23 protein-coding genes are annotated in these 24,738 nt (G+C 66.2%); 10 read left to right on the top strand and 13 right to left on the bottom strand.

The features are described from left to right. Positions 1-61: 61 nt before the first annotated feature. Positions 62-979 (top strand): LysR family transcriptional regulator, encoded by a 918-nt coding sequence (locus tag WN72_RS36845; protein WP_092212627.1) that lies wholly within the window; start codon positions 62-64, stop codon positions 977-979. Positions 980-1,016: 37 nt separating this feature from the next. Continuing rightward, positions 1,017-1,841, top strand: coding sequence for an aspartate dehydrogenase (locus WN72_RS36840; protein WP_092212625.1), 825 nt, complete (start codon positions 1,017-1,019; stop codon positions 1,839-1,841). 61 nt (positions 1,842-1,902) lie between these two features. On the opposite strand, the gene WN72_RS36835 is transcribed toward WN72_RS36840, so the two are convergent. The 8 genes from WN72_RS36835 to WN72_RS36800 all read right to left on the bottom strand — a co-directional run bounded on the left by WN72_RS36835 (position 1,903) and on the right by WN72_RS36800 (position 7,820). Beyond that, positions 1,903-3,207 carry a PQQ-dependent sugar dehydrogenase gene (locus WN72_RS36835; protein WP_092212623.1) on the bottom strand — a complete coding sequence of 435 codons (1,305 nt, stop codon included), beginning with the start codon at positions 3,205-3,207 and terminating at the stop codon, positions 1,903-1,905. A gap of 219 nt (positions 3,208-3,426) precedes the next feature. Then, complete coding sequence (locus WN72_RS36830; RefSeq protein ID WP_027560579.1) at positions 3,427-3,636, bottom strand: hypothetical protein; 210 nt, start codon at positions 3,634-3,636, stop codon at positions 3,427-3,429. Positions 3,637-3,945: 309 nt separating this feature from the next. Further along, positions 3,946-4,572 (bottom strand): methyltransferase family protein, encoded by a 627-nt coding sequence (locus WN72_RS36825; RefSeq protein ID WP_027560578.1) that lies wholly within the window; start codon positions 4,570-4,572, stop codon positions 3,946-3,948. Positions 4,573-4,599: 27 nt separating this feature from the next. Continuing rightward, the gene (locus tag WN72_RS36820; RefSeq protein WP_092212621.1) at positions 4,600-5,631 is read right to left on the bottom strand and encodes an NAD-dependent epimerase/dehydratase family protein; all 1,032 of its coding nucleotides are present in this window, start codon (positions 5,629-5,631) and stop codon (positions 4,600-4,602) included. A gap of 29 nt (positions 5,632-5,660) precedes the next feature. Further along, positions 5,661-6,179 carry an Mpo1 family 2-hydroxy fatty acid dioxygenase gene (locus WN72_RS36815; RefSeq protein WP_092213060.1) on the bottom strand — a complete coding sequence of 173 codons (519 nt, stop codon included), beginning with the start codon at positions 6,177-6,179 and terminating at the stop codon, positions 5,661-5,663. A 171-nt stretch (positions 6,180-6,350) separates the two neighbouring features. Next, positions 6,351-7,025 carry an OmpA family protein gene (locus WN72_RS36810; RefSeq protein WP_027560575.1) on the bottom strand — a complete coding sequence of 225 codons (675 nt, stop codon included), beginning with the start codon at positions 7,023-7,025 and terminating at the stop codon, positions 6,351-6,353. Continuing rightward, positions 7,025-7,441: a hypothetical protein gene (locus tag WN72_RS36805; RefSeq protein WP_027560574.1), complete on the bottom strand. Its 417-nt coding sequence runs from the start codon at positions 7,439-7,441 to the stop codon at positions 7,025-7,027. Before WN72_RS36805 ends, WN72_RS36810 begins: the two co-directional genes overlap by 1 nt. An 88-nt stretch (positions 7,442-7,529) precedes the next feature. After that, positions 7,530-7,820, bottom strand: a complete 291-nt coding sequence (locus WN72_RS36800; RefSeq protein ID WP_027560573.1) for a type II toxin-antitoxin system HicB family antitoxin — start codon at positions 7,818-7,820, stop codon at positions 7,530-7,532. 209 nt (positions 7,821-8,029) lie between these two features. Between WN72_RS36800 and WN72_RS36795 the strand changes: the two genes are divergently transcribed. After that, on the top strand, positions 8,030-8,725 hold the full coding sequence (locus tag WN72_RS36795) for a hypothetical protein (protein WP_208617476.1): 696 nt from the start codon (positions 8,030-8,032) through the stop codon (positions 8,723-8,725). 25 nt (positions 8,726-8,750) lie between these two features. On the opposite strand, the gene WN72_RS36790 is transcribed toward WN72_RS36795, so the two are convergent. Next, positions 8,751-11,330 carry an ATP-dependent helicase gene (locus tag WN72_RS36790; RefSeq protein WP_092212617.1) on the bottom strand — a complete coding sequence of 860 codons (2,580 nt, stop codon included), beginning with the start codon at positions 11,328-11,330 and terminating at the stop codon, positions 8,751-8,753. A 239-nt stretch (positions 11,331-11,569) separates the two neighbouring features. On the opposite strand from WN72_RS36790, the gene WN72_RS36785 reads away from it, so the two are divergent. After that, a complete protein-coding gene (locus WN72_RS36785; protein ID WP_011089300.1) occupies positions 11,570-11,743 on the top strand; it encodes a DUF1328 domain-containing protein in 174 nt (57 codons plus the stop codon). On the opposite strand, the gene WN72_RS36780 is transcribed toward WN72_RS36785, so the two are convergent. Beyond that, positions 11,744-12,250 (bottom strand): thioesterase family protein, encoded by a 507-nt coding sequence (locus WN72_RS36780; protein ID WP_027560570.1) that lies wholly within the window; start codon positions 12,248-12,250, stop codon positions 11,744-11,746. 86 nt (positions 12,251-12,336) lie between these two features. On the opposite strand from WN72_RS36780, the gene WN72_RS36775 reads away from it, so the two are divergent. The 3 genes from WN72_RS36775 (at position 12,337) to WN72_RS36765 (ending at position 15,676) form a co-directional block, all read left to right on the top strand. Then, entirely contained in the window at positions 12,337-13,761 is a 1,425-nt protein-coding gene (locus WN72_RS36775) for an FAD-binding oxidoreductase (protein WP_092213058.1), read from the top strand. A 90-nt stretch (positions 13,762-13,851) separates the two neighbouring features. Beyond that, positions 13,852-15,201, top strand: coding sequence for a Spy/CpxP family protein refolding chaperone (locus tag WN72_RS36770; protein ID WP_092212615.1), 1,350 nt, complete (start codon positions 13,852-13,854; stop codon positions 15,199-15,201). Between the two features lie 112 nt (positions 15,202-15,313). Then, positions 15,314-15,676: a hypothetical protein gene (locus tag WN72_RS36765; RefSeq protein ID WP_092212613.1), complete on the top strand. Its 363-nt coding sequence runs from the start codon at positions 15,314-15,316 to the stop codon at positions 15,674-15,676. Between the two features lie 5 nt (positions 15,677-15,681). Here the strand turns inward: WN72_RS36765 and WN72_RS36760 are convergent, their stop codons facing one another. Further along, positions 15,682-17,361, bottom strand: coding sequence for a SulP family inorganic anion transporter (locus tag WN72_RS36760; protein ID WP_092212611.1), 1,680 nt, complete (start codon positions 17,359-17,361; stop codon positions 15,682-15,684). 152 nt (positions 17,362-17,513) lie between these two features. Beyond that, positions 17,514-19,022, bottom strand: coding sequence for a caspase family protein (locus WN72_RS36755; RefSeq protein WP_027560565.1), 1,509 nt, complete (start codon positions 19,020-19,022; stop codon positions 17,514-17,516). A 426-nt stretch (positions 19,023-19,448) separates the two neighbouring features. On the opposite strand from WN72_RS36755, the gene WN72_RS36750 reads away from it, so the two are divergent. Genes WN72_RS36750 through WN72_RS36740 form a run of 3 tightly spaced genes read left to right on the top strand, consistent with a single transcriptional unit; the run spans position 19,449 to position 23,331 of the window. Then, positions 19,449-20,480 (top strand): TRAP transporter substrate-binding protein, encoded by a 1,032-nt coding sequence (locus WN72_RS36750; RefSeq protein WP_092212609.1) that lies wholly within the window; start codon positions 19,449-19,451, stop codon positions 20,478-20,480. Positions 20,481-20,487: 7 nt separating this feature from the next. Beyond that, complete coding sequence (locus tag WN72_RS36745; protein WP_167380610.1) at positions 20,488-22,341, top strand: TRAP transporter large permease; 1,854 nt, start codon at positions 20,488-20,490, stop codon at positions 22,339-22,341. 12 nt (positions 22,342-22,353) lie between these two features. Then, positions 22,354-23,331: a hydroxyacid dehydrogenase gene (locus WN72_RS36740; RefSeq protein WP_092212605.1), complete on the top strand. Its 978-nt coding sequence runs from the start codon at positions 22,354-22,356 to the stop codon at positions 23,329-23,331. Positions 23,332-23,411: 80 nt separating this feature from the next. On the opposite strand, the gene WN72_RS36735 is transcribed toward WN72_RS36740, so the two are convergent. After that, positions 23,412-24,578, bottom strand: coding sequence for an ABC transporter substrate-binding protein (locus tag WN72_RS36735; protein WP_027560561.1), 1,167 nt, complete (start codon positions 24,576-24,578; stop codon positions 23,412-23,414). Between the last annotated feature and the right edge of the window lie 160 nt (positions 24,579-24,738).

Below are 24,738 nucleotides of genomic sequence, written 5' to 3'. Positions count from 1 at the left end.
AGAACGTGGATCCCGGGACAAGCCCGGGCATGACGACTGCGTGTGGACGTGAGGACCTTAAATGGAACTGCATCAGCTTCGATGCTTCGTGGCGGCGGCCGAGCAGCTGCATTTCGGCCGCGCGGCGCAGCAGCTCCAGATGCTGCCTTCCGCGCTCGGCCGGCAGATCAGGCTGCTGGAGGAAGACCTCGGCACGCGGCTGTTCGCGCGGACGACGCGCGCGGTGTCGCTGACGGACGACGGCACGACGCTGCTGCGCGATGCCCGCGCCATCCTCGCCAGGGTCGAGGCGGTCGAAAGCAATTTGCGCAACCGCTCGCGTGCAGGGGCTGCACGGCGGCTCCGCGTCGGCGCCATCGACAGCGCGGCAGCCGGGCTCCTGCCGCCGCTCTTGCGTGATTTCCGCGCCAGGCATCCGGAGATTGCGGTGCAGCTGCTGGAGGACAAGACCGTCCGGCTGCTGCCGAAGATTTTGACCGGCGCGCTCGATCTCGCCTTCGTCCGTCCGCCCGATCGTGCGGACAAGCGGCTCGAATTCCGCGATCTGCTCCAGGAGACCGCCATCGTTGCGTTCCCGCAGCGGCACGCACTGGCCGCGCGCAAATCGATCACGCTCGCCGACATCGCCGACGAGGCGATGCTGGTGCCGGACCGCCGTTCGCGGCCGCACAGCCACGACCTCACGATCAAGCTGTTCGAGCAGGCCGGGTTGACGCCGCGCATCGTGCAGGTCGCCGACGAGAAGCAGACCATCATCAACTTGGTGGCAACCAGGCTCGGCGTTGCCATCGTGCCGCGCTGGACCACGCGGATGGCGGTCTCAGGCGTGCGCTTCGTGCCGCTGCGGCCGAGGCAGAACGGCCCGGTCGGCCGCCTGCCGCTTGCCGCCGCCTGGCTGCGCGGCTCGCGCGATCCCGCCCGCGATGCCATGCTGGCGGTGCTGGAAGCGCGCCTGCGCCGCTATGCGCGGGAGGCGTGAGGGGCTATGACGTAGGCTTGGACCAAAGGTGGATGCGATGACTGGATCGAAAGCGCCGAACGAGTTGCAGGTTGCCATCGCCGGATTGGGCTCGATCGGCACCAAGATCGCGACCGCGCTGGATCAGGGCATCGAAGGATTGGCGCTGTCCGCGGTGGCCGTGCGCGATCCCGCCAAGCATCAGGCCTTTCTGAGCAGCGTGCGTCGCCCGCCGAAAGTTATGCCCATCGACCAGCTCGGCGACGCCGCCGACATCGTGGTCGAATGCGCGCCGAGCAATCATCTGCGTTCCATCGTCGAGCCCGCGGTGAAGCGGGGCAAAGCCGCGGTCGTGGTCAGCGTCGGTGGCCTGCTCGACAATTTCGACCTCGTCGATCTCGCCCGCGCCAATGGCGGCCGCATCCTCGTGCCGACCGGCGCACTGATCGGCCTCGATGCCGTCAACGCCGCCGCGGTCGGCACCATCCATTCGGTGAAGATGGTGACGCGCAAGCCGATCGACGGCCTGAGAGGCGCGCCCTTCATCGTCCAGAACAAGATCGACATCGATAATCTGCGCGAGCCGCTGAAACTGTTCGAGGGCAGCGCGCGCGAGGGGGCGAAGGGCTTCCCCGCGAACGTCAATGTCGCTGTTGCGCTGTCGCTGGCGGGCATCGGGCCCGATCGCACTCAGATGCAGGTCTGGGCCGACCCCACCGTGACGCGCAATGTTCACCGCATCGAGGTGGAGGCGGATTCGGCGCGGTTCTCGATGGGCATCGAGAACGTTCCGTCCGAGAACCCCAAGACGGGAATGATCACCGCGCTGTCCGTGATCGCGCTGCTGCGCAAGCAGCGCGCCACGCTGTGCGTGGGGACCTAGAGCATGATCCGGAAAAGTGTGAAGCGGTTTTCCGGAAAGATCATGCTCAGACAATAGAGCTTTACGCGCCCGTCACGCGCCAGATCACGTTGCCGACGTCGTCGGCCATCAGCAGCGACTTCTTGTCGGGGCCGATCACGACGCCGACCGGACGGCCGTAGGATTCCTTCTCGTCCGGCGACAGGAATCCCGACAGGATGTCGCGACCGGGGCCGGACGGCTTGCCGTTCGCGAACGGGATGAACACCAGCTTGTAGCCGGACAGCGTGCTGCGATTCCACGAGCCGTGCTGGCCGATCACCATGCCGTCTCCGAAGCCGGGCAGGGTCCCTGCGGGCATCCAGCACAGGCCGAGCGAAGCCGTGTGGCCGCCGAGCGCGTAGTCCGGCTGCAGCGCCTTGGCCACCATCGCCGGATCCTGCGGCACGCGGTCGTCCACCGTCTTGCCCCAGTAGCAATAGGGCCAGCCATAGAAGCCGCCGTCGCGCACCGAGGTCAGGTAATCGGGCGGCGTCTCGTCGCCGAGGCCGTCGCGCTCGTTGACGACGGTCCAGAGCACGCTCGTATTCGGCTCCCACGCAAGGCCTACGGGATTGCGCAGGCCCGCACCAAAGATGCGATGCGTGCCGGCGGCGAGATCGAGCTCGTAGACCGCGGCGCGGCCTTCCTCGACCTCCATGCCCATCTCGGCGATGTTGCTGAGCGAGCCGACGCCGGCATAGAGCTTCTTGCCGTCGGGGCTTGCCAGCAGGCTGCGCGTCCAGTGGCCGCTCGGCTTGAACGTGGTGAGCCGCTTGCCAGGCGCGGTGATGCGGTCGGCATTGGCGACGTAAGGAAAGGCCATCACGCCGTCGGTGTTGCCGACGTAAAAAGTGTCGCCGACCAGCGCCATGCCGAACGGCTGGTTGAGATTCTCCATGAAGGCGCCGCGGACTTCGGCGACGCCGTCGCCGTCCTTGTCGCGCAGCAGCGTGATGCGATTGGCGGACACGCCGAGCGCGGCGGCGCGCCGCATCGTCGCCTGCATCGCGTAGTGAAACACGCTGCGCGGGGGACCTGCGATCTGCGTCGCTTCGGCGATCAGCACGTCGCCATTGGGCAGCACCTCGATCCAGCGCGGATGGTCGAGGCCGCTCGCGAATGCGTTGACCTTGAGGCCGGGCGCGACGGTCGGCTTGTGGCCCTCGCTCCAGCCGCGCGCGGTCGGCATCTTCAGGGTCGGGATCGCGCCTTGCGGCTTGGCTTCGGGAATGGCGGGCGTCTGGCCCCAGGCCGGCGCGGGCTCGGTGCCCGACAGTTTGCGCCATTGCAGCGCGATGCCGCCGAGTAACGCGACGAACTGCGCGAAGATGCTGGAAAAAGTCATGAGACGCCCCTGTCGAATTCTGCGGCACCGTCCAACGCCGATCGCCAAAAACCCCGCGCGGGCTCAGGCCTGATCGCCGACCTCTCCAGATCAACGATGAAATGTCGTGCCTCGTTGCGCGCGCATCCAACTGGTTGGCGGTAAAAAGGTCAACCGCCAGGGAACTCGGCGGATGTCTATTCCCGCGGAATGGCAGCCGGCCAAATTTGCATGGAGAGGTCAGCGGCCGATCTGCCGCTCCAGCCGCCGCGCCGCGCGGAAATCGTCGAGGTGATGGACGTTGGGCGCGAGCGCAGCCTCGCGGGACAGCAGATGATAGACCCGCGCCACCGTGCGCTGCTTCTGCTTGGAACGCCCGGGCGGCAGCGCCCGCGCCTTACGGACGGCGGCGATCGCATGCGCGCGGAAATAATCGTAGGCGTCCGACATGGTTTGATGCTCGGCTCGATGCTCTGCTTCTGGTGCAGGTGTCGAGGGCTAACGGACGAGCGGAGGGGCGGTTCCGTGGCGGAATGTTCCGGGCTCGCGACGCATCCCCGTCATCCTGAGGTGCGAGCCATGTGGCGCACGGCGCCGCATGGGGAGCCTCGAAGGATGGACGGCCCGGCTGCATCTCGGCCGTGCATCCTTCGAGGCTCGGCTCGCGATGCATCCGCATCGCAAGCCTCGCACCTCAGGATGACGGGGCTAGTAGCAGCGTTGCACTGAGAAAGCGGGAGGTGGAAGCCGAAGCCGCGCTCACCGCGGCGACGTGAACGGGATGATCATCGGCACACGGCGGCAATAGGCGCCGTAGGCGTCCTCGCCGAGCTCCTTCGACAGGAACACCTCTTCCATCCGGCCCTTCTGCCACATGCCGAGCGAGATCAGGATGGCGCCGAGGATCGTCGTTACGCTGCCGATCGCGAAGCCGGTGACGAGCATGCCGAAGATCAAACCGGTGTAGATCGGGTGACGCACGATGCCATAGGGGCCGGTGTCGATAACGCGGTGATCTTCCTTGTGGGTGATGGTGTTGGACCAGAATTTTCCGAGATGCAGCCGGCCCCACCAGGCGAAGGCGATGCCGGCAGCCGAGAGGACCGCGGCGATGTAGATGCCGGCGTTGCCGAGCACCCAGAGCGGCTTCCAGCCCAAGACCTCCGCAATGAACGGCGTGTACAGGATGCCGCCGATCAGGATCGGCAGGCGATAGCGCTGCGACTCCAGCGTCATGACCTGCTTCTTGGTCTGCCCCTGCCAGAACGAGGCGCCGACCCAGCTGGCGAGAAAGGCGAGCCAGATCAGGGCCAGGAGTTCGGTCGGCCAGGTCGTGGTCCAGCCACCCCAGGCCACGGAGAGAAGCTTGCTGAAATCGAAGGACATGAAGGTTCTTTGCGTTGGGCGGCGGCTTCAGCCCGCGCGCGAGGACAGCGCGTGATGCTCGATGGCGCCGGAGGGCTGCTGGCCGTTGCGGGCGAGCAGATGGGTGATGGTTTCGCGCAGCACCGGCTCGATCGGGCGTGGCGAATAGCCGAGCTCGTTACGGGCTTTCCCGATCGAAAGATCGCTCGCGGCGAGCGCGATGCGCACGCCCTCGGCGGTGCCGTTCGGCGGCCGGCGCGTGATGTGGTCGGAGATGGATTCGAGCATGATCGCGGAGAGCTCGGCGATCTTGCCGGGCACGACGATCGGAAACTGCCGGCGGCCGCTCATCGCCGACATCATCCGCAGGATGCGGCCGAGCGGGACGCAGTCGCCGCCGAGAATGTAGCGCTGGCCGAGGCGGCCGCGCTCCATGGTCAGCACGAGGCCCATCGCGACGTCGCGGACGTCGACCAGATTGACCAGGAAGTTGAGATGCGGCTGCACCTTCTTCTGGAGGAAGTACCAGAGCATCGCGGTCGGCGGCGTCAGATTGTGGTCGGCGGCGCCGATCGGCATGGTCGGCGTGCCGATGACCAGCGGGAAGCCGCTGGCCGCGGCCTTCGCCGCAAAATGCTCGGCGAGCGACTTCGAGCGCGTATAGGCGCCGGGCATCGCATCGGCCGGCTGCAGCGCCTCCTCGGCGGCGACGCCGCCCAGGTCGGAATAGGGGAACAGGATCGATTCCGTCGAGCAGTGCAGGAAGCGCGACACGCCGCGCTTCATCGCGGCTGCGAGCACCACCTCGGTGCCGCGGCAATTGACGTCGTGAAAATCCTGCTTGTTGGCAACCCACATGCCGGGCAGGCCGGCGAGGTGATAGACCTGATCGACGCCCGCGACGGCAGCGTCGACCGCGGCGCCGTCCAGCACCGAGCCATGGACATATTCAACGTCGGCGTTCGCCGCGGCCGGCGCACGGACATCGAGAACGCGTACCCGCTGCCCACGGGCGCGGAGCGCTTCTACGAGGTGATGTCCGATGAAGCCGCTGCCACCGGTAACCAGTACGAGAGCCATGCAGAAGGTTTGCCGTTTCGCTTCTAGAGCTATCGGGTTGAAAGGGAATTGGCCGGAACAGGCGCCAGAATCGCGGCAAGGTCGCGACGGAAGCCCAATGCAATGAACAATTTCGCCATGACAAACATCGGTCCAAGCAGGAAATGCGTGGGATGGTCCACCATCGACGGCTGCCGTTCCTCGAAAACCCTGTGGCCGACGATCTGCGATGCGACGCCAAAGCCGATCAGCGCCGCAAAAATCGACCACATCATGACGATCGAGACCTGATTGCCGATCGCGGTTGCGACCGAAAGCAGCACGATCATCGCGGCGAGGATGCCGAGCCCGATCCCGGCGTCCAGCATCAGCCAGTAGACCAGCACCGGCAGTGCCAGGATCACCGCCAGGCTCACCTCGACCCCAAACACGGAGAAATGCACGAGAGTCAGCGGCAGCACGGCGCCGGTGAACAGCAGCAGGATACCGACCACGTGCATCGCGCAGTTCCAGGGATCGCGATGATATTCGACGTAGTCCGCCAGTTGGCGTTGAAAATAACTGGCCATCTCGGTCTCGTGCATCGTGGGGTTGGGAAGGGCGAGAACAGGCTATAGCACCTGACAGGGCGGTGCACAAACCGGCCCTATCGTCGCGCAAAACCGTGTTGTCGCGCTGTGAGACAGGTCACAAAACGGAAGAACTTCAAGGGGTTCCGCCAGGCGCCGAGAGGTGCATCCTCAGCGCTTCTTGGCGGGCTTTTTCGCCGCAGGCGCAGGCGCTGCAGCCGGATGCGCGGGCGCTTCCTCCGGCACCTTGGCGAAGGTCAGGATTTGCAGCTGGCCGTTCACCGCCGAGGTCGGCTTGGCCCGGTCGAGAAACTGCTCCTCGCCGAGGCCGATTGGATGCAGTCGCTTGGTCGATATCTTGAACGTGTTCACCAGCACGTCGCGGATTGCATCCGCCCGGCGCTGGCTCAGGATTGCGTTGGCCTCGCGCGTCTTCTGATTGGATTCGACGTGGCCGACGATCAGGAAGGTGTAGGGCAGCAACGAGGAATGAACCAGCGCGTCGGCGATGCGGCCGACGGTCTGGTAGGACGCCGGCTGGATGATCGGCGTGTCGGCGTCGAACTGGATCTGCGCATTGAAGGCGGGCAGCTTGGCGAGATCGGGCGCGATCGGCGGCCGGTTCACCGGACCCGGATCGTTCTTGATCCTGGCCTTGGCGCGCTCCATCACCTGCTGCTTCAGCGCAGGGAGATCAACCTCGGGCGCCTCCTCGAAATGGTTGAGCTTGGCGACGATGTCGTCGCGGGTCGGCGCTGCCGCCGTCTGCGCGTGGGCTGGGTCCGCGAGCAAGGCGAGACCGAGCGCGATGCCGATTCCGGCGGTGGAGAGCCAGGGCGCGCGCATCAGCGATACCCCGCGTCGTCGACGGCCTTCAGGCAGTTGTTGCTGATGCCCTTGGGCGTCGAGACCAGGCAGGGGACCGACTTGCTGGTCTCCTTGGTCGAGCCGCCGCAGACCTTGACGATCTCGCGCTGGCAGGCGTTCGCCACGGTGACGCGCGCGGCGATGCGTTTCTGGATGGCGTCGAAGACGCTGAGATAGTCACTCGCGCATTGCTGGGAGAGCACGTCGCGGTTGCGCGACAGGCACTCCTTCAGCCGGGTCGAATCCGGGTTGACGCCGCGGCAATTGGCGACGATTTCGGCGCCGCAGCTCGCCGCCAGCTTTCCGATCGAATCGCCAAAGCTCATGGTCTCCGCCGCCGCAAGCGACGGCATCCCCAATGCCAGCAAGATCAGTGTGATGGAGCCCCGGACCATATGTGCATCTGATACGGGGAAGTTCGCGGTGGTCAAGGGCTGTTCGCCCCGGAACGGTCGAGAGTCCGGCGAGTGCGGCGAACAGTCCTCACTCCGTGGCCTCAGTGAGGGGTGGCCATTCGATCAGGACGGCCGTGTGTTTCCTGAGGTCCTCGGCGAACTCCGGATCGGCCTTGAGTTCGTCCAGCGTCCGCGGCGGGGGAAGCTCGCGGCCGTCCTCAATCAGCTCCTGCGCATAGAAGGCGAGCGCCTCGGGCGCATTCTCCAGGGCCTCGTCGGCATCATCGCCGCCGGAAATGCAGCCGGGCAGATCGGGAAACCACAGGCTGACGGCGTCGTCCGGACCGGCGTCTTCGATGATGGCGACGTAGTGAGGCATGGCAGGACTGGTGGCCTCGATGGTTGTGCCGCCCGGTTTCATTCAATTATGAATACCGCATCTCAGGAGGCAAGCAATTGACCAAATTGACTCTGGCTGAAGGCGCCGGCTCATTCGTGTTTTGTGATGATGGTGCCGTCCCCTCGCCACGCACGATGCGAGTCTTTTCGTTCTGCCCCCGATCGCGCAATGCGCACACACGCATTATCGTGGCGATGCATGGCGTCGATCGCGCTGCCGCGGCGTTTCGCGATCTGCTCGCTCCTCAGGCCGAACGCAACGGGCAAATCGTGCTGGTGCCGGAGTTCGATCCCGAGCAGTTCCCGGGCATCTCCGCATACAATTTCGGTGGCGTGCGGCTGCCACCGCCGGACAACGCGCTCCAGCCGCGCGATCACTGGAATTTCGGGGTCATCGACCGGCTGTTTCACTATGTCCGGGATGCGATCGGGTCCAGCCGAGAAACCTTCGGCTTGTTCGGCAATTCCGCGGGCGCCCAATTCGTCCTGCGCTATCTCGCGCTCAACGAGGCCGCTTCGGTCGATCTTGCCGTTGCCGCCAATTGCGGATGCTACATGCTGCCGAACCTCGCCAAGGACTATCCCGACGGCATGGGAGGGATTGGCCTCGATACAAGTGATTTGCGGAGGTATCTGGGGCGCTCGCTCGTCATCCTGCTGGGCGATGCCGACAACGACCCTGATGCTCCGGACCTGCCGCGCTGGGACGAGGCGATGGCCCAGGGGCCTCACCGCCTCGCGCGTGGTCTCTGGCATCTCGAACACTGCACGAAGCTGGCCAGCAGCCTCGATGTGGCGCTGGGCTGGCGGCTCGAGATCGCGCCGGGGGCCGGGCACGTCGACCAGCTGATTTACGACCAGGGCGCCAACATCCTGAACGGCTGAGTGGATGGCCTTGTGTGCAAGGGTCTCACGCCCTCTGCACAAAGCTGTCCACGACCTTCTTCTCGCCGGCCTTGTCGAAGGCGATGGTGAGCTTGTTGCCGTCGATCTTGGTGACGTGGCCGTAGCCGAATTTCTGGTGGAAGACGCGGTCTTCGAGCGAGAATTCCGAGGTCGTGCCGGTCGATTTGGCGACCAGCTCGCCCTCGATCGTGAGGGGGCCGCGGCGGCGCGAGGAGAAGCTGCCGAAATCGGGGCCGGATGACGAGGCGGACGAGAACGACGCGGTCTCTTCCTCGAAGCCGCCGCTTTGGCTGCCGCCAGTGCGGCCGCCGCCACGGTTGCGGTTGGCCTGGGCGCGCTGCCAGCCCGGCGTCGAATAGCTGGAGCCGAACGCCTCCATGTCGTCGAAGCGCGAGGCGCCATAGCCACCGGCGCCGCCCCAGGCCGAGCCGCCCTTGGATTCCGTGATCTCGACATTGGCCGCGGGCAATTCGTCGAGGAAGCGCGACGGGATCGTGGTCGACCAGGTGCCGTGGATCCGGCGATTGGTGGCGAAATAGATCATGGCGCGGCGGCGGGCGCGGGTGAGGCCGACATGGCCGAGCCGGCGTTCCTCTTCGAGGCCGGCGCGGCCCTGTTCGTCCAGCGTGCGCTGGCTCGGGAACAGGCCTTCCTCCCAGCCGGGCAGGAACACGTTGTCGAATTCGAGGCCCTTGGCCGAATGCAGCGTCATCAGCGACACCGCATCGTCCTCGGCGCCGCCCTCGCGGTCCATCACCAGCGAGATGTGCTCCAGGAACCCTTGCAGGTTCTCGAACTCCTCCATCGAGCGCACCAGCTCTTTGAGGTTCTCGAGCCGGCCGGCGGCATCGGCCGAACGGTCCTTCTGCCACATCTCGGTGTAGCCGCTCTCGTCGAGCACGATCTGCGCCAGCTCGGTGTGCGAGGTGACCTCGCGCTGGGCGCGCCAGCGGTCGAACTGGGCGACGACGTCGCGCAAGCTTCCGCGTGCCTTCGGCTTCAGCTCGTCAGTCTCGACCACCGCGCGCGCCGCCTCGAACAGCGGGATGCGGCGCTTGCGGGCGTGGTCGTGCAACATCTGAATAGTGGCGTCGCCGAGCCCGCGCTTGGGCACGTTGACGATGCGCTCGAAGGCGAGATCGTCGGCGGGCGAGTTGATGACGCGCAAGTAAGCCAGCGCATCGCGGATCTCGGCGCGCTCATAGAAGCGCGGGCCGCCGATGACGCGATAGGGCAGGCCGAGCGTGACGAAACGGTCTTCGAACTCGCGCATCTGGTAGGAGGCGCGCACCAGGATCGCGATCTCGTTGAGCTTCTCGCCCTTGCGCTGGATCTGCTCGATCTCCTCGCCGATGCCGCGGGCTTCCTCTTCGGAATCCCACGAGCCCTTCACCGTGACCTTCTCGCCGTCCTGGTCCTCGGTGCGCAGCGTCTTGCCGAGCCGGCCTTCATTGTGCGCGATCAGATGGGAGGCGGCGGCAAGGATGTGACCGGTCGAGCGGTAGTTGCGCTCGAGGCGAATGACTTTTGCGCCCGGGAAATCGTGCTCGAAGCGCAGGATGTTGTCGACCTCGGCGCCGCGCCAGCCATAGATCGACTGGTCGTCGTCACCGACGCAGCAGATGTTTTTCGTCTTCTCCTTCTCCCCGCTTGCGGGGAGAAGGTCGGGATGAGGGGGAGTCTCCACGAGCTCGGTGCTTGGAGAGTCCCCCTCACCCGCATCGCTTCGCGATGCAACCTCTCCCCGCACGCGGGGAGAGGTGAAAGAAGGCGCCTGCGACAAGAGCCGCAGCCACAGATACTGCGCGACGTTCGTATCCTGATACTCGTCCACCAGGATGAATTTGAAGCGCTGCTGGTACTGCCGCAAGATATCCGGGTGCTCGCGGAAGATGCGGATGTTCTCCAGCAGCAGGTCGCCGAAATCGGCGGCATTCAAGATCTTCAGCCGCTCCTGATAGCTCGCATAGAGTTTGCCGCCCTTGCCGTTGGCGAAGACAGCGGCTTCGCCGGAGGGGACCTGCGAGGGCATCAGGCCGCGGTTCTTCCAGCCGTCGATCAGGCCGGCGAGCATGCGTGCGGGCCAGCGCTTGTCGTCGATGTTCTCGGCCTGGAGCAGCTGCTTGAGCAGCCGTACCTGGTCGTCGACATCGAGCACCGTGAAGTTCGACTTGAGCTGCGCCAGCTCGGCATGGAAGCGCAGGATGCGCCCGCCGATCGAGTGGAAGGTGCCGAGCCATGGCATGCCTTCGACGGCATGGCCGAGCATCTGGCCGAGCCGGTGCTTCATCTCGCGCGCGGCCTTGTTGGTGAAGGTCACCGACAGGATCTCGGCGGGCCGGGCGCGGCCCTGGCTCAGGATGTGGGCGATGCGCGTCGTCAGCACGCGCGTCTTGCCGGTGCCGGCGCCGGCCAGCACCAGGACCGGACCGTCCAGCGTCTCCACCGCCTCGCGCTGCTCCGGATTGAGCCCGGACAGATATTTCGGGCCCACGGAGGCGCGTGCACGCGCGGCGATGCCGCCGGCTGCGGGCTGGTGGTCGGGAACGCTGGTAATCTTGCTCGGCTCGGTCATGCGAATCATTTGGCCCCACGATGGCACCGCGGGGTGACGGGAGGGAGCCTTCTTAACAGGGATTGCTGCCTATATGGGGCACCGGGACGGGGTTTTCCACGTACGCGGCGGCCCGATTTGTTCCCGAAAGCCGGGCCAATTTCCACCGGGCCGGGTGGGGAACCATCGTTCCCACGTCGAGATTGTCTGGGCAGGTGGCGCGGTCAGCCGCGTCGATCGCAGACAGACATCAAGACGAGGTTTTCGCCATGCTAGGCTGGGTTGTGACGTTTCTGGTTATCGCACTGATCGCCGGCATCCTGGGCTTCGGCGGCATCGCCGGCGCTTCGATCGAGATCGCCAAGATCATCTTCTTCATCGCGGTCGTTCTGTTCCTGGTCTCGGCCGTGGTCGGATTGGCGCGTGGCCGCACCAGAATATAGCTAGCGCTTCGAGGGCATCGCCACGTTGCGGCCGATGCCCTCGGGCCGCGGCACGGCGCTGTGGGCCTTGGTGACCGCAACGACGCGCTCCCGGACATCAGGCGGAAACGGCGCAACGCGCCGCGCATTCATATCCATGTGCAGCGACATGTTCTCCGAGGTCGCCGACAGCCAGCCCTCGGTCGCGTGCCGCATCTCCTCGAATGTGTGCAGCCGCTTGTCGTCAGCGGCGAGCAGCCAGACGAGGATCTGCACGGGATCGCCGAGGTGGATTTCGCGCAAGTACCGCACGTGGCATTCAGCGGTGAAGGTCGAGCCGTGGCGCTCCTTCTTGTACGCCGGACCCATTCCCAGCTCGAGCCAGAGCTCGTCGATCGCCCGGTCGAACATGACGTTGTAGTAGGCCATGTTGAGATGGCCGTTATAGTCGATCCATTGCGGCTCGATCTGCATGATCGAGGCGCGGAACGGCTCTGCGGCGGGCTTCGAAGCGGCACTCTCCGGCATGTTTCATTCCCTGGGTATGCGTCCGGTCGCTTGACTTGACCGGCTTTATGTCCTTTGCCACGGTTCTTCTGTCGGGAGGAATGTCCGTGGGTACGACCATCACCAATAATCCGCCGCGGGTCGAGCCGAAAGCCCTCGCAAGCGCGCTGGAGCAGCTTGCCGCGCGCTTCGGCAACCGCCTCATCACCTCGCAGGCCGTCCGCGAGCAGCACGGCCATACCACCACGTGGATCGTCAACCAGCCGCCGGACGGCGTGGTGATGGCGCAGGAGACCGCTGACATCCAGGACGTGGTGCGGATCTGCGCCAAGAATCGCGTCCCCGTCATTCCCTTCGGCACCGGCACCTCGCTCGAGGGCCAGGTCAACGCGCCCGCCGGCGGCATCTCGATCGACCTGCGCGACATGAACAAGGTGCTCGCCGTGCATGCCGAGGATCTCGACTGCGTGATCCAGCCCGGCGTCACCCGCAAGGCGCTCAACGAACATCTGCGCGACCAGGGCCTGTTCTTCCCGATCGATCCCGGCGCGGATGCTTCGCTCGGCGGCATGGCCTCGACCCGCGCCTCCGGCACCAACGCGGTGCGCTACGGCACCATGCGCGACAGCGTGCTGGCGCTGAAGGTCGTCCGCGGCGACGGCGAGATCATCACCACGGGCACGCGCGCCAAGAAATCCTCCGCCGGCTACGACCTGACGCATCTGTTCGTCGGCGCCGAGGGCACGCTCGGCATCATCTCGGAACTCACAATCCGGCTCCGCGGCATCCCTGACACGATCGCGGCCGGCGCGGTGTCGTTCGAGACCGTGCACGGGGCGTGTCAGGCCGTGATCCTCGCGATCCAGACCGGCATTCCCGTGGCGCGCATCGAGCTGCTCAACACCGCGCAGGTGAAGGCCTGCAACGCCTATTCCAAGCTGACGCTGCCGGAGACACCGCTGCTGTTGATGGAATTCCACGGCAGCGAGGTCGAGGTCGCCGAGCAGTCGAAGGCGTTCGGCGAGATCGCCAGGGACTGCGGCGGTGGCGATTTCTCCTGGACTACTAAACCGGAGGACCGCACAAAACTGTGGCAGGCGCGGCACGACGCCTATTGGTCCGTGAAGGCGCTGCGCCCCGGCGACAGCATCGGCGTGGTTGCGACCGACGTCTGCGTGCCGATCTCGCGCCTTGCCGATTGCGTCAGCGAGACCGAGGAAGATCTCAAGCGCCTCAATCTGCTGTCGCCGATCGTCGGCCATGTCGGCGACGGCAATTTCCACTGCTCGCTGGTCTGCGACACCAACGACGCCGCCGAGATGGCGCGCGGCGAGGAGTTCATGCATCGCCTCGTCGAGCGCGCGCAGGCGATGGACGGCACCTGCACCGGCGAGCACGGCATCGGCCAGGGCAAGCAGAAATATCTCAAGGCGGAACTCGGTCTGGAGGCGATCGAAGCGATGCGCGCGCTGAAGCAGGCGTTCGATCCGCTCAACATCCTCAACCCCGGCAAGATCGTGCCGGAGGCGTAGCGCGCGGCCCGGGAACTTTCGGCGGCCAAGCCGGTTCCAATTCCCGACAAGTTCCGATGCCTCAATGGCGCGGCTTTGCGGGAGGATGCGATGTTGCGACCGGTCATTGCAATTGCCGTGATGGCGCTTGCCTGCATGCTGGCAGGGACGGCTCTGGGCAAGGGCGGACACGGTGGCGGACACGGCGGTGGTCATGGTGGTGGTCACGGCGGCGGACATGGCGGCGGCCATGGCGGAGGTCACGGCGGCGGGCATGGTGGAGGCCATCACGGCGGCGGCCATTTTCACGGCCACGGCTTCGGGCGTGCACATGGTGGCGGTCATCATCGCGCGATGCGGTTTGCAACCGGCGCCCGACACGGCCCCAACTTCGGTCAGATCCGCAATGCGTCCGTCCGTCCTGCGCATTTCCGCAACGCGTTCAACGCGCATTCCGGCGCTTTCCGCAACGGTCGCCTGATCGGCAACCCGGCGGCGCGCGCCCAGATCACGGCTGCGGCCGCGCTCGCCGGCTGGCACGGCGCCAGCAGCGGATGGTGGCAACATGCGGGCGGCGGTTACGGCTGGGTCGGACCGCTGTTCTGGCCGTTCGCCTATAACGATCTCTACGACTACACGATCTGGGGCGACGGCCTCGGCTTCTGGGGCTACGGCTATCCGGACATCTATGCCGGCCTGTTCGGACCTTATGGCTATGACGGACTGTCGGCCTATCTGCCGCAGCGCCCGCAGGGACGACGGCAAGCGCGAGGCGTTGCGCTGGATCAGCTTTGCGGCAGCGACCGCCGCGAGATCGTCGGTCTGCCGATCGATCAGATCGCCGCGGCGGTGCAGCCGACCGAGGCGCAAGGCGCCAATCTCGATGCGCTCGGCAATGCTTCGATTGACGCTGCAGCGCTGATCCGCGCGTCCTGTCCGTCGCAGGTCGCAGCGACGGCACCCGGCCGGCTGGCGGCGATGCAGCAGCGTGTCGAGGCGATGGTGAAAGCCGTCGATCTCGTTCAGCCCGCCCTCGACAGCTTCTATGGCTCGCTCACCGACGAGCAGAAGGCGCGGTTCAATGCCCTGGCCGAAGATCAGCGCCGCGCGACAGCTTCTAGCGGCAGTGGGGGATCGCTGATCCAGACCTGCGGCGCGTCTGCCGCGCTGGATTGGCCCGGCGCCGACATCGAGGCGAGGCTTCACCCCAACGATACGCAGCGCGCCGCACTGCAGGTGCTCCAGGATACCAGCGCCAAAGTCAGCGCATCGCTCAAGTCGGCCTGCCAGCCAAGCGAGGTGATGACCCCGCCGGCGCGAATGGCCGCGGTCCGCAAGCGGCTCGATGTGATGCTCGATGGCGTCAAGTCGGTGCGCGCGGCGCTGGAGGATTTCTACGCCACGTTGAATGACGAGCAGAAGGCGCAGTTCGAGGCCATCGGACCACGCCGAACGTCCTGAAGACGTCAATATCCTGCGGAAAAATCGCCTCGCCGATATTGATCGGCCTCTCTATGCTGGGGAGGCTGAAGCGCGGCGATATGGCGGCTCGAAGATCGCGGATGGTGGGGCGATGACGTGGTTCGCGCGCAAGACGCGACAGGACATCTGGGACGAGGAGATCGAAGCACCGCTCGGTGACATCGAGGCCGCCGCGCGCATCCGCGCGATCTGTGACGCTGCGGCTCCGAGCGCCGCCGGCTCGGCTCGTAACGACAAGCGCGACAGCGAACGCTACGAGCGCGCCGCCAAGGTTGCGATGGAGATCGCGATGAAGATCTCGGACGACCTGATGCGCGACGACGCGGTCCGTCGCATCGTCGATCTCTGCATGACGGCTGGCGATCTCAAGACCGCGCAGATCCTGTTCCGCGCCATTCACGCGAGCTGGATCCGCGAGACGGTGCAGCGGGATCATCCGACATTGGCATCGTAGAACGGTTACTTCGCCAGCTTCCGCACAGCCTCGTCCACGCTGTGGAAGACGTGCTCGCGGGGCAGGGCATCGAACAGTCTGAACCGCTCGAACGCGTCCTGCGCGCGCACCGATTCCAGCCGCGCCAGCGCGACGGTAACGCCCTGTTCGCTGCATACCTTGAACACGTCGAGCAATATCTGCGCGGCGGTGAAGTCGATCTCGACCATGCCGCTCGCCTCCAGCACCAAGAGTTGCGGCGTCGCCGTGCCGAGCACCTTGCTCACGTCGCTGCGGAAACCCGGCGCGTTGAGAAACGACAGCGGCGCCTGCAGGCCGATCACGGCAACGCCGGCGATGCGCTCGCCGGGGAGGTGCGGATGCGCCGGCCACCAGATGGTGGTGCCCGGCACGCGCTCGAACTCGACCAGCCTGGCGCGCGTGGTGCTCCAGATGCCGTGCAGCAGCGACAGTGCGATGCCGAGGAAAGCGCCCTGCTGGATCGGCAGTACGATGATCAGCGCGGCGGTGGCCACGATCAGCAGGAACTCGCCGAACGACTGCCGGTAGATCGTGGCGATCTGCTTGGCGCGGATGATGCGCAGCGCCACGAACAGCAGGATGCCGCCCAGCGCGGCGTCCGGCACGTGCTGCAACAGCCCGGTGCCGAACGCGAGTAGCGCCAGCACGATCACTGCTGCGGCAAGGCCCGCAAGCTGCGACTGCCCGCCGGTCTCGGCGACGATGCCCGTCCGCGGCGGGCTGGCATTGACCGGAAATGCGCCGAACAGGCCGGCCAAGACGCTGCCGGCCCCCGCGCCGAGGAAATCGCGGTCGACATCGGCCGGCTGATCAGGATCGGACGGGAACGAGCGCGTCGTCGCGGCGGTCTGCACCATCACCACGACCGTGATGACGAAGGCGAGTGGCACCAGCCGCACCCACAGCTCCGGCGCAAGCTCGGGGAAGGTCGGCCGCGGCAACGTGCCGGGCACGCTGCCGACGACGCTGACGCCCTTGCTTTCGAGGCCGAGCGCGATCGTGGCCAGCGTCGCGCCGACCAGCCCGATCAGTGCGCCCGGAATTTTCGCGCTGATCTTCTCGGAGATGAAGACCACGGCGAGCACACCGAAGCCGATGCAGAACGTGATGGGATTGGTTCGGCCGATCTCGCTTGCGAGCACGCCGATGCGATCGAGCGTCGGCCCGCTCGGCGATGGAAGCCCGAGCACACCCGGCAGTTGGGACACGATGATGTGGACGGAGATGCCGGCGAGGAAGCCGACCATGACCGGCACCGACAACAAATTGGCGATGCCGCCGAGCCGGAATGCGCCGCCCGCCAGCATCATCGCGCCGACCATCAGCGCCAGCGCGATCGCGAGGCCCTGATATTCCGGCGTACCGGCCGCAGCCAGCGCAGCGAGTCCGCCGGCGAAGATCGGCGTGATCGTGGAATCGGCGCCGCAGGACAGAAAGCGGTTGCCGCCGAGCAGCGCAAATCCCAGCGAGCCCGCCATGAAGGCGAAGAAGCCGATCTGCGGCGCAAAACCGCCGAGCCGCGCGGTCGCCATCTGCTCGGGGATCGCGATCGCCGCCAGCGTCAGCCCCGCCATCAGATCGCCGGGCAGGGCGTAGGACGCGAGCGAGCTGAACAGCGGCCAGGCGTGCTTCGATGATCCCTTGGCGTGAGCGTCGTGCGGCATTGATGGGTCGTCTCCGGAAAGGCTGGCGGTGGCCGATCAGACTACAGCATTTCCGGAGAGGAGAGCGGCGGATCGAGCCACTTCTCCGTCATCAACAAGAATGTCCGCAAGCCATGGGCTTGCGGACATTCTTCGCAGTGCGGTGGACTGCCTCAGTACCGGCCGCGGTCGTTGTGGTAGTCGCCGCCGCGGCCGCCACCCATGCCCATGCCGATGCCGATCCCAATGCCGATGCCTTGCATGATGGCGCCGGGCGGTGGGCCGCGATCCGGCGGTGGTGCGCGCTCGTAGACCACTTCGTCGGGCGGCGGCCGGCGCGGCTTCGGCGGTGTCTCGACCACCTTGCGCTTCGGCGGTGTCTCGTCGACCTTGCGCTTTGGCGGCGTGTCGTCGACGCGCTTCTTGATGATGGGCGCCACGTCGGGGTTGACCGGCGAAGCCGGGCCCGTCGGCGTCGAGCACGGGCAGGTCGGCGCCAATGCGACGGCGATCGGGGCAGGGGCCGCCGCGGCCGCGACCGGCAAGGCATAGTTGCGGTTCTGAACCCGGAGCAGCAGCCTGCGCGCGGTAGCAGCCAGGTCGCTGTTGTCCCAGTTGGCGAGATAGGCCTCGAACGAGGCGCGGGTGTTGATGGCGGTGGCGCGCTCCCAGGCCAGCATCTGGCGCCGACGCTCCAGCACGGTGCGCAAGCGCGGTGTGCGGGCGTCCTGAGCGTAGAGCTCGATATAGGCTTGATAGGCCTGCACGGTGTCGTCAGCGATCACGATCTCATAGGCCGCCTTGGCGTCCTTGCCCTGCAAATCCTTGCGCCAGTCCTCGACGCTGCGTGTGCCGCTGGCGAGCGCCATCGATGATGCGCCCGGCAGGGACGACGAACTGCTCTCGCCGCCGAAGAACCTGAAATCGGTCGTCAGCGAGGAGCTTTCCCAGGGGATCTGCCGTCCGTCGGTCGATTGCGCCACCGCGACGCGGATGCGCTTGAACACTTCCTCGATCGGCAGGTTCGGCTGCTTAGCGATGGCCAGCGCGGCCGTGGTGTAGGGGCTGTCGATGCCGTTGCCATCCTCGGCTTCCGCGCCCGGCGAGGTCGAATAGGAGATGAACGAGCCGGGCGCGCCGGCCTTGGTGTCGACGATCGCAAGCCCGTGGCCGGCGCCGCTGAGCGCGGGGAACGGATTGTTGCGGCAGGCGTCCAGCATGAAGATGCGCGCCCGCGTCGGCAGCGCGCCGAGCGTGTTGAGTAGGTCGTTGAGCCGCACGCCCTGGAGCGGAATGTCGGCCTCGCGCTTGGGGTCGAGGTCGACGGGCACCAGATAGTTCTCGCCGTCGATCTGCAGGCCATGGCCGGCATAAAACACCAGCGCGACGGTGTCGGCGCCGCTGGCGCTGACCTTGCCGGCGAAATCCGAGATCGCCGCGCGCATCTCGTTCTGACCGAGATTGGCTGCCGTGGTGACGGTGAAGCCGGCATTGCCGAGCAGCTCGGTCATGCCCTTGGCGTCGTTGGCGGCATTGGGCAGTTCCGGCACGGTGCGATAGGCGGACTGGCCGATCACGAGCGCGAGCCTTGCTTCGGCCGCGGCCTCCGTCGGTGTCATCAATTGCGTGAATGCAAGAAGGCCGGATGCAAGAAGCAAATTGCAAAGGACTGGACGGCGCATGGTGTCACCTCCATCGGCAATGCGCGCGATGATGTCACCTTTTCTACGTCTGTGCCATGACACTGTCTGTGCGCTGGATCACGCTGCCCGCTGCGGCAAAATGGGGCAGGGCGTCTGCCGGAGCGGGAAGCATCGTTCTGGCGCCATCCATGTGAATTGCGCATTGATCCATGCGCCAATTGGATTGATCCCCGCCGCTGCATGGCGTGCTCTCTCGCGTCCCGCGCCGTGGGCCCATCCGCATCGCGAATCCCGCAAAACATGACCGTTTCGCTGCGCGCCTGTGCCGTCGGCATGTGCCTCGCGCGGCTTTGCGAGGTCCGGGCCCAACCCTTGCCTGCCCCGTCGCTTTGGCCATACAGTCTGCGCAACAGGCCGCGACAACGATCGCGGCCGTAAACAAGAATGCTTGGGAGAGACCGCACCATGACCATCGTGCCCGTGAACCGTCGCGCGTTCATCAAGTCATCGGCGGCGGTCACCGCCGGCCTCGTGCTCTCTCCCGCCATCATCGGCCGTGCAGAAGCTGCGACGCTGAAGCTGAAATGCTCCTCCTCGCTGCCGAACGATCCCAAATACGCCAACGGCCGCGTCTACTACGACAATCTCGTCAAGAATCTGAAGGGCAACGGCCTCGGCGAGCAGGTCGAGGTCGCCTTCTTCCCGGACAACCAGCTCGGCCAGGAGATCGACGTCATCAACTCGGTGAAGCTCGGCGTCATCGACCTCATGGTGTCGGGCTCGTCGATCTCGGCCAACCTGGTGCCGCTGGTCGGCACCTTCGACCTCGGCTTCCTGTTCTCGAGCTTCCCGCAACAGACCAAGGCGTTCGATTCCGGCGCGGCCAAGCCGATCGAGGACGCACTGCTCAAGGGCGGCAACATCCGCATCATCGCTTGGGCCTATAATTTCGGCTCGCGCAGCGTGCTGGCGAAGAAGCCGGTGAAGACGCCGGAGGATCTCGCCGGTCTCAAGATTCGCACCCTGCCCAATCCCGTCATCACCGAATGCCTGCGCCTGATGGGCGCCGCCGCGACGCCGCTGGCCTTCGGCGAGATCTACACGGCCTTGCAGGCCGGCGTGCTCGATGGCCTCGAGCACGATCCGCCGACGATCCTCGCCAGCAAGTTCTTCGAAACCTCAAAGTTCTACGCGCTGACGCAGCACAATTTCTCGCCGCTCGCGATCTATTTCAGCGACATGACCTATAACCGCATGGATCCGAAGCTGCGCGAAGGCTTCCTCGATGCCGCCAAGAAGGCCGCGGCCGACACCCGCGCCCATGGGCTCGCGGTCGAGAAGGAGGCGCTGGCGGCCCTGACCGAGAAGGGCGTGACGGTCGCCGAATGCGACCGCGAGGCCTTCAAGAAGCGCGTCGCGCCGCAGATCGAGAACTTCGTCAAGGCACGGCCGGAATCCAAGCCGGTCATCGACATGATCCGCGCGACGCAAGCCTGAGATGACGATGACCGCCGCCGTGCCCGTCTCGGGCGGCCGCCACGGGAGCATCACCCTGCTGCTTCGCGTCAGCGACGCGATTGCGGCCATCCTGCTCGCCGCCGATCTCGTCGTGGTGTGCGCCTCCGTGCTGCTGCGTTTCTTCTTCAACGCGCCGGTCGAGTGGTCGGACGATGTCGCGCGCGGATTGATGGTCGGCTCGGCCTTCTTCGGCGCGGCGAGCGCGCTCGCGCGTGGCGAGAATGTCGGCGTGTCCTTCTTCCGCGACCTCCTGCCGGTGCGGCTGCGCACGCTGGTCGATGCCGCGAGCGCGCTGCTGATCGTGCTGATCTCCGGCTATGTCGCCTACAACGCGATCAAGCTTGGCTCGCTCACGGCCGGCCAGACCACCGGTTCAGGCCTGCCGCTGGAATTGACCTTCTACCCGATGGGCGTCGGCGCCCTGTTCATGACGGTGTTCGCGATCGACCATCTCTGCGCAAGGCCGCTTCCCGACATCGTCAGGGGCCTCACTGCGATCGTCATCGTCACCGGCCTTTATCTCGCCTGGGATTACCTCTCGCCGTCGTCGGTGCCCTCGGCGGGCACGCTGATGCTGATCGGCTTCTTCGCAACGCTGTTCGGCGGCCTGCCGATCGGCTTTGCGCTGGCGCTGGCCGCGCTGATCTTCATCTGGGTCGAGGGCGCGCTGCCCGGCGTCATCTTCGCCCAGCAGATGGCGCGCGGCATCGACAATTTCGTGCTGCTCGCGATTCCCTTCTTCATCCTCGTCGGCTACCTCATGGAAGCCAACGGCATGTCGGTGCGCCTGATCGAGCTGTTGCAGCGCGCGGTGGGACGCATGCGCGGCGGCCTCAACGTCGTGATGGTGGCCTCGATGGTGCTGTTCTCGGGCATCTCAGGCTCGAAGATGGCCGACGTCGCCGCGGTCGGCTCGGTGCTGATCCCCGCCGCGCGCCGCTCGAAGCAGAATCCGGGCGGTGCGGTCGCGCTGCTGGCGGCGTCCGCAGTGATGGCGGAAACCATTCCGCCCTGCATCAACCTGATCATCCTCGGCTTCGTCGCGAACCTCTCGATCGGCGGCCTGTTCATGGCCGGGCTCTTGCCTGCCGCGCTGATGGCGCTGGTGCTGATCGCGGTCTCCATCATCTTCGGCAAGCCGCCGGCGGACGCCGAGGACATCGCGCCGCAGGCGCCGGTGTCGGGCCTTTGGAGCGGCGCGATCGCCTCGTTCGGCCTGATCTTCATGATCTTCTTCGGCTTCAAGAGCGGCTTTGCCACGGCCACGGAAATCTCGGCCTTCGCGGTCGCCTATGCGCTCGTCGTCGGCAGCGTGGTGTTCCGCGAGCTCGGCTTCAGATCGGCCGCGCACAGTTTCGTCCAGGCGGCAACGCGTGCGGGTCTGGTGCTGTTCATCGTTGCCGCTGCGCAGTCGCTGGCGTTCACGCTGACCTTGCAGCAGGTGCCGCATGCGGTCGGCGATTTCATGCTCGGCCTCTCCAAGACCTCCGGCGTCTGGCTGTTCATCCTGCTCGCCATCGCCGTGCTGATCGTGATGGGCTCGGTGCTGGAAGGCGCGGCCGCGCTGATCATCTTTGGGCCGCTGCTGCTGCCGGTCGCGGTGCAGCTCGGCGTCGATCCCCTGCATTTCGGCGTGGTGCTCGTCATCGCGATGGGCATCGGCCTGTTCGCCCCGCCGCTCGGGCTCGGGCTCTACGGCGCCTGCCTGATCGGCAACGTGCCGATCGAGCAGACCGTGAAGCCGATCATGGGCTATCTCGGCCTCTTGTTCCTCTGCCTGCTCGTCATCGCCTTCGTGCCATGGCTCTCGACCGCTCTGCCGCGGGCATTCGGCTACTGAAGGAGTCTTGTCGTGAAGGTCCTGCTCGCGCACACGCCGGAGATGCGGCGCAATTACTACGGCGATCGCAGCTTGAACGGCCTGCGCGCGGCCGCCGAGGTGATCCTGCACGAGAGCGACGAGACTCTGGACGCAACCGGGCTCGCGCGCGCAGCAAAAGATGCCGACATCATCGTCGCCGATCGCATGACCGAGGGACGCGGCGAGATCTTTGCGCAGCTCCCGCGCCTGCGCGCCTTCGTCCGCTGCGCCGTCGATATCCGCAACGTCAATGTGGAAGCGGCCTCGAACGCCGGCGTGCTCGTGACCCGCGCCGGGCCCGGCTTCGTGCAGGCCGTCGCCGAGCTCGCGCTCGGCTTCATGGTCGATCTCTCCCGCGGCGTGTCGCGGACCACCGCCGACTACCAGGCCGGCCGCAAGCCGGAAGCGCGGATGGGCCGCCAGCTCGCCGGCAGCCGCATCGGCATCATCGGCTATGGCAGCATCGGGCGTTATCTCGCCGAGATCGCAAAGGTGCTGCGCATGGAGGTGCTGGTCGCCGATCCCTTCGCTGATGTCAGCGACAGCGCGATCCGGCACGTCAGCCTCGACGAGCTCCTCGCCGCGTCAGACTATGTTGTCTGCCTTGCGATCGCCAACGAGCAGACCGAGAACCTGATCGGCGAGGCCGCGCTCGCGCGCATGCAGAAGCATGCCATCTTCGTCAATCTCTCCCGCGGCAATCTCGTCGACGAGGCCGCGCTCGCGAAGGCGCTTCTCGAGGGCCGCATCGCCGGCGCGGCGATGGATGTCGGCCGCGCGCCCGACCAGATGCCGACGCCGGACCTCGCGAAGCTGCCAAACGTCATCGCGACGCCTCACGTCGGCGGCCTGACGCCGCAGGCGATCGAATACCAGTCGCTGGAAACCGTGCGGCAGGTGGAGGCCATCGTCAAAGGCGAGGTGCCTCAGGGCGCCGTCAACGCCGACCGCTGGACGCGGCGGCCCTAACGCCCCTCTCGCCAACAAGTGCCGCTCTCTCCGTTCGCACCTTCATCGGTGCGCTAGTGGAGTCTCAATCTCATTAACCCCTACAGCCGATCCACCGCCTTGAATGTCCCGTCCTTCTCGATCACCGTCAAGAACACTTTTGGTGGCGTGTCGAGTGCGCGCACGCCGACGGTGACGATGCTGCCGCTGATGTCGAAGCGGCCGACATCGTTGATGGCGCGTAGCAGGCCCGCGCGCGTCGGTTGCGGTCCGGCATTTTCCAGCGCTGCGGCGGCGAGGCGGCCGGAGAGGTAGCCTTCGAGCGACACGAAATCCGGCGTCAGCGTCGGGTCGATCGCCTTCTGTGCCGCCTGGTAGTCGGCGACGAGCTTGAGCGAGTGGTCCCAGGGAAACGGCACGACCTGTGAGACGATGACGCCCTCGCCCTCGGGGCCGAGCTCCTTGGCGAGCGCATTGGCGCCGACGAAGGAGACGTTGACGAAGGTCGGGTAGGAGCCGCTGCGATGCGCGAGCTTGATGAACTCCGCGCAGGGACCGTAGGTGCCGACCATGACGATGGCCTCGGGCTCGGCGCGCTTGATGGTGCGCCAGGCCGAGCCGACCGCGCGGGTGTTGCGCTCGAAGGTGCCTTCGGCGGCGAGCTCGAGCCCGCGCTTGGCGAGCGCGCGCTTCACGCCGGCAAGACCGTCGCGGCCGAAGGAATCGTCCTGGTAGAAGATGCCGATGCGGGCGAAGTGGCGATCCTCCGTGAGGTGCTTGATCCAGGCCTCGGCCTCCGCGCCATAGCTGGCGCGGATATTGACGACGTTGGCGAGCTCGAGGTCGCGCAAGAATTCGGCGCCGCTGAACGGGCCGATGAAGGGAATGTTCCTGGTGCTGGTGATCGGGATCGTCGCCATCGCGGTCGGCGTTCCCACCGCGCCGATCAGTGCGAACACTTTGTCCTCGTCGATCAGGCGCAGCGTCTGCGCCGTCGAGCGGTCGGGATCGTAGCCGTCGTCGCGGCTGATGAGCTGGAGCTTGCGGCCATGAACGCCGCCCTTGGCGTTGATCTCGGTGAACGCCGCGACGATGCCTTGCCGCATGCGCTGTCCGAGCGCGGAGGAGGGGCCTTCGAGAGCGGCGGCCTGGCCGAACAGGATCGCGTCCTCGCTGACGCCGGCCTCCTCGCACCTCGCCGGAAGCATCAGCGCGGCCAGCCATGCGATGGCCAGGGCGACAGATGTCGCGGATCGCGATTGTGTCATGAGGATGCTTTGCCGGATGCTGAATGCGCTTGGTGGAAAGATAAGTCTGCGGCCCTGAACAGGTCGCTAACCGCTCGATGACCAGCGAGTCCATATGACTCCGGGGAAAACCGGCAAGTTATGTCCAGACTGCCGAAACTTGCGGGGGCAATCGTTAACT

This window comes from Bradyrhizobium arachidis (assembly GCF_015291705.1).
GTDB classification, from domain to species: Bacteria; Pseudomonadota; Alphaproteobacteria; order Rhizobiales; family Xanthobacteraceae; genus Bradyrhizobium; species Bradyrhizobium arachidis.
Note: the sequence above shows the minus strand (reverse complement) of the source record. Positions and strands in the feature narration are given on the sequence as shown.

What these genes read in the sequence shown, in the direction of transcription:
- WN72_RS36845 (WP_092212627.1), top strand. Translation starts at nt 62, where the DNA reads ATGGAACTGCATCAGCTTCGATGCTTCGTGGCGGCGGCCGAGCAGCTG.
- WN72_RS36840 (WP_092212625.1), top strand. Translation starts at nt 1,017, where the DNA reads ATGACTGGATCGAAAGCGCCGAACGAGTTGCAGGTTGCCATCGCCGGA.
- WN72_RS36835 (WP_092212623.1), bottom strand. Translation starts at nt 3,207, where the DNA reads ATGACTTTTTCCAGCATCTTCGCGCAGTTCGTCGCGTTACTCGGCGGC.
- WN72_RS36830 (WP_027560579.1), bottom strand. Translation starts at nt 3,636, where the DNA reads ATGTCGGACGCCTACGATTATTTCCGCGCGCATGCGATCGCCGCCGTC.
- WN72_RS36825 (WP_027560578.1), bottom strand. Translation starts at nt 4,572, where the DNA reads ATGTCCTTCGATTTCAGCAAGCTTCTCTCCGTGGCCTGGGGTGGCTGG.
- WN72_RS36820 (WP_092212621.1), bottom strand. Translation starts at nt 5,631, where the DNA reads ATGGCTCTCGTACTGGTTACCGGTGGCAGCGGCTTCATCGGACATCAC.
- WN72_RS36815 (WP_092213060.1), bottom strand. Translation starts at nt 6,179, where the DNA reads ATGGCCAGTTATTTTCAACGCCAACTGGCGGACTACGTCGAATATCAT.
- WN72_RS36810 (WP_027560575.1), bottom strand. Translation starts at nt 7,025, where the DNA reads ATGCGCGCGCCCTGGCTCTCCACCGCCGGAATCGGCATCGCGCTCGGT.
- WN72_RS36805 (WP_027560574.1), bottom strand. Translation starts at nt 7,441, where the DNA reads ATGGTCCGGGGCTCCATCACACTGATCTTGCTGGCATTGGGGATGCCG.
- WN72_RS36800 (WP_027560573.1), bottom strand. Translation starts at nt 7,820, where the DNA reads ATGCCTCACTACGTCGCCATCATCGAAGACGCCGGTCCGGACGACGCC.
- WN72_RS36790 (WP_092212617.1), bottom strand. Translation starts at nt 11,330, where the DNA reads ATGATTCGCATGACCGAGCCGAGCAAGATTACCAGCGTTCCCGACCAC.
- WN72_RS36785 (WP_011089300.1), top strand. Translation starts at nt 11,570, where the DNA reads ATGCTAGGCTGGGTTGTGACGTTTCTGGTTATCGCACTGATCGCCGGC.
- WN72_RS36780 (WP_027560570.1), bottom strand. Translation starts at nt 12,250, where the DNA reads ATGCCGGAGAGTGCCGCTTCGAAGCCCGCCGCAGAGCCGTTCCGCGCC.
- WN72_RS36770 (WP_092212615.1), top strand. Translation starts at nt 13,852, where the DNA reads ATGTTGCGACCGGTCATTGCAATTGCCGTGATGGCGCTTGCCTGCATG.
- WN72_RS36765 (WP_092212613.1), top strand. Translation starts at nt 15,314, where the DNA reads ATGACGTGGTTCGCGCGCAAGACGCGACAGGACATCTGGGACGAGGAG.
- WN72_RS36760 (WP_092212611.1), bottom strand. Translation starts at nt 17,361, where the DNA reads ATGCCGCACGACGCTCACGCCAAGGGATCATCGAAGCACGCCTGGCCG.
- WN72_RS36755 (WP_027560565.1), bottom strand. Translation starts at nt 19,022, where the DNA reads ATGCGCCGTCCAGTCCTTTGCAATTTGCTTCTTGCATCCGGCCTTCTT.
- WN72_RS36750 (WP_092212609.1), top strand. Translation starts at nt 19,449, where the DNA reads ATGACCATCGTGCCCGTGAACCGTCGCGCGTTCATCAAGTCATCGGCG.
- WN72_RS36745 (WP_167380610.1), top strand. Translation starts at nt 20,488, where the DNA reads ATGACCGCCGCCGTGCCCGTCTCGGGCGGCCGCCACGGGAGCATCACC.
- WN72_RS36735 (WP_027560561.1), bottom strand. Translation starts at nt 24,578, where the DNA reads ATGACACAATCGCGATCCGCGACATCTGTCGCCCTGGCCATCGCATGG.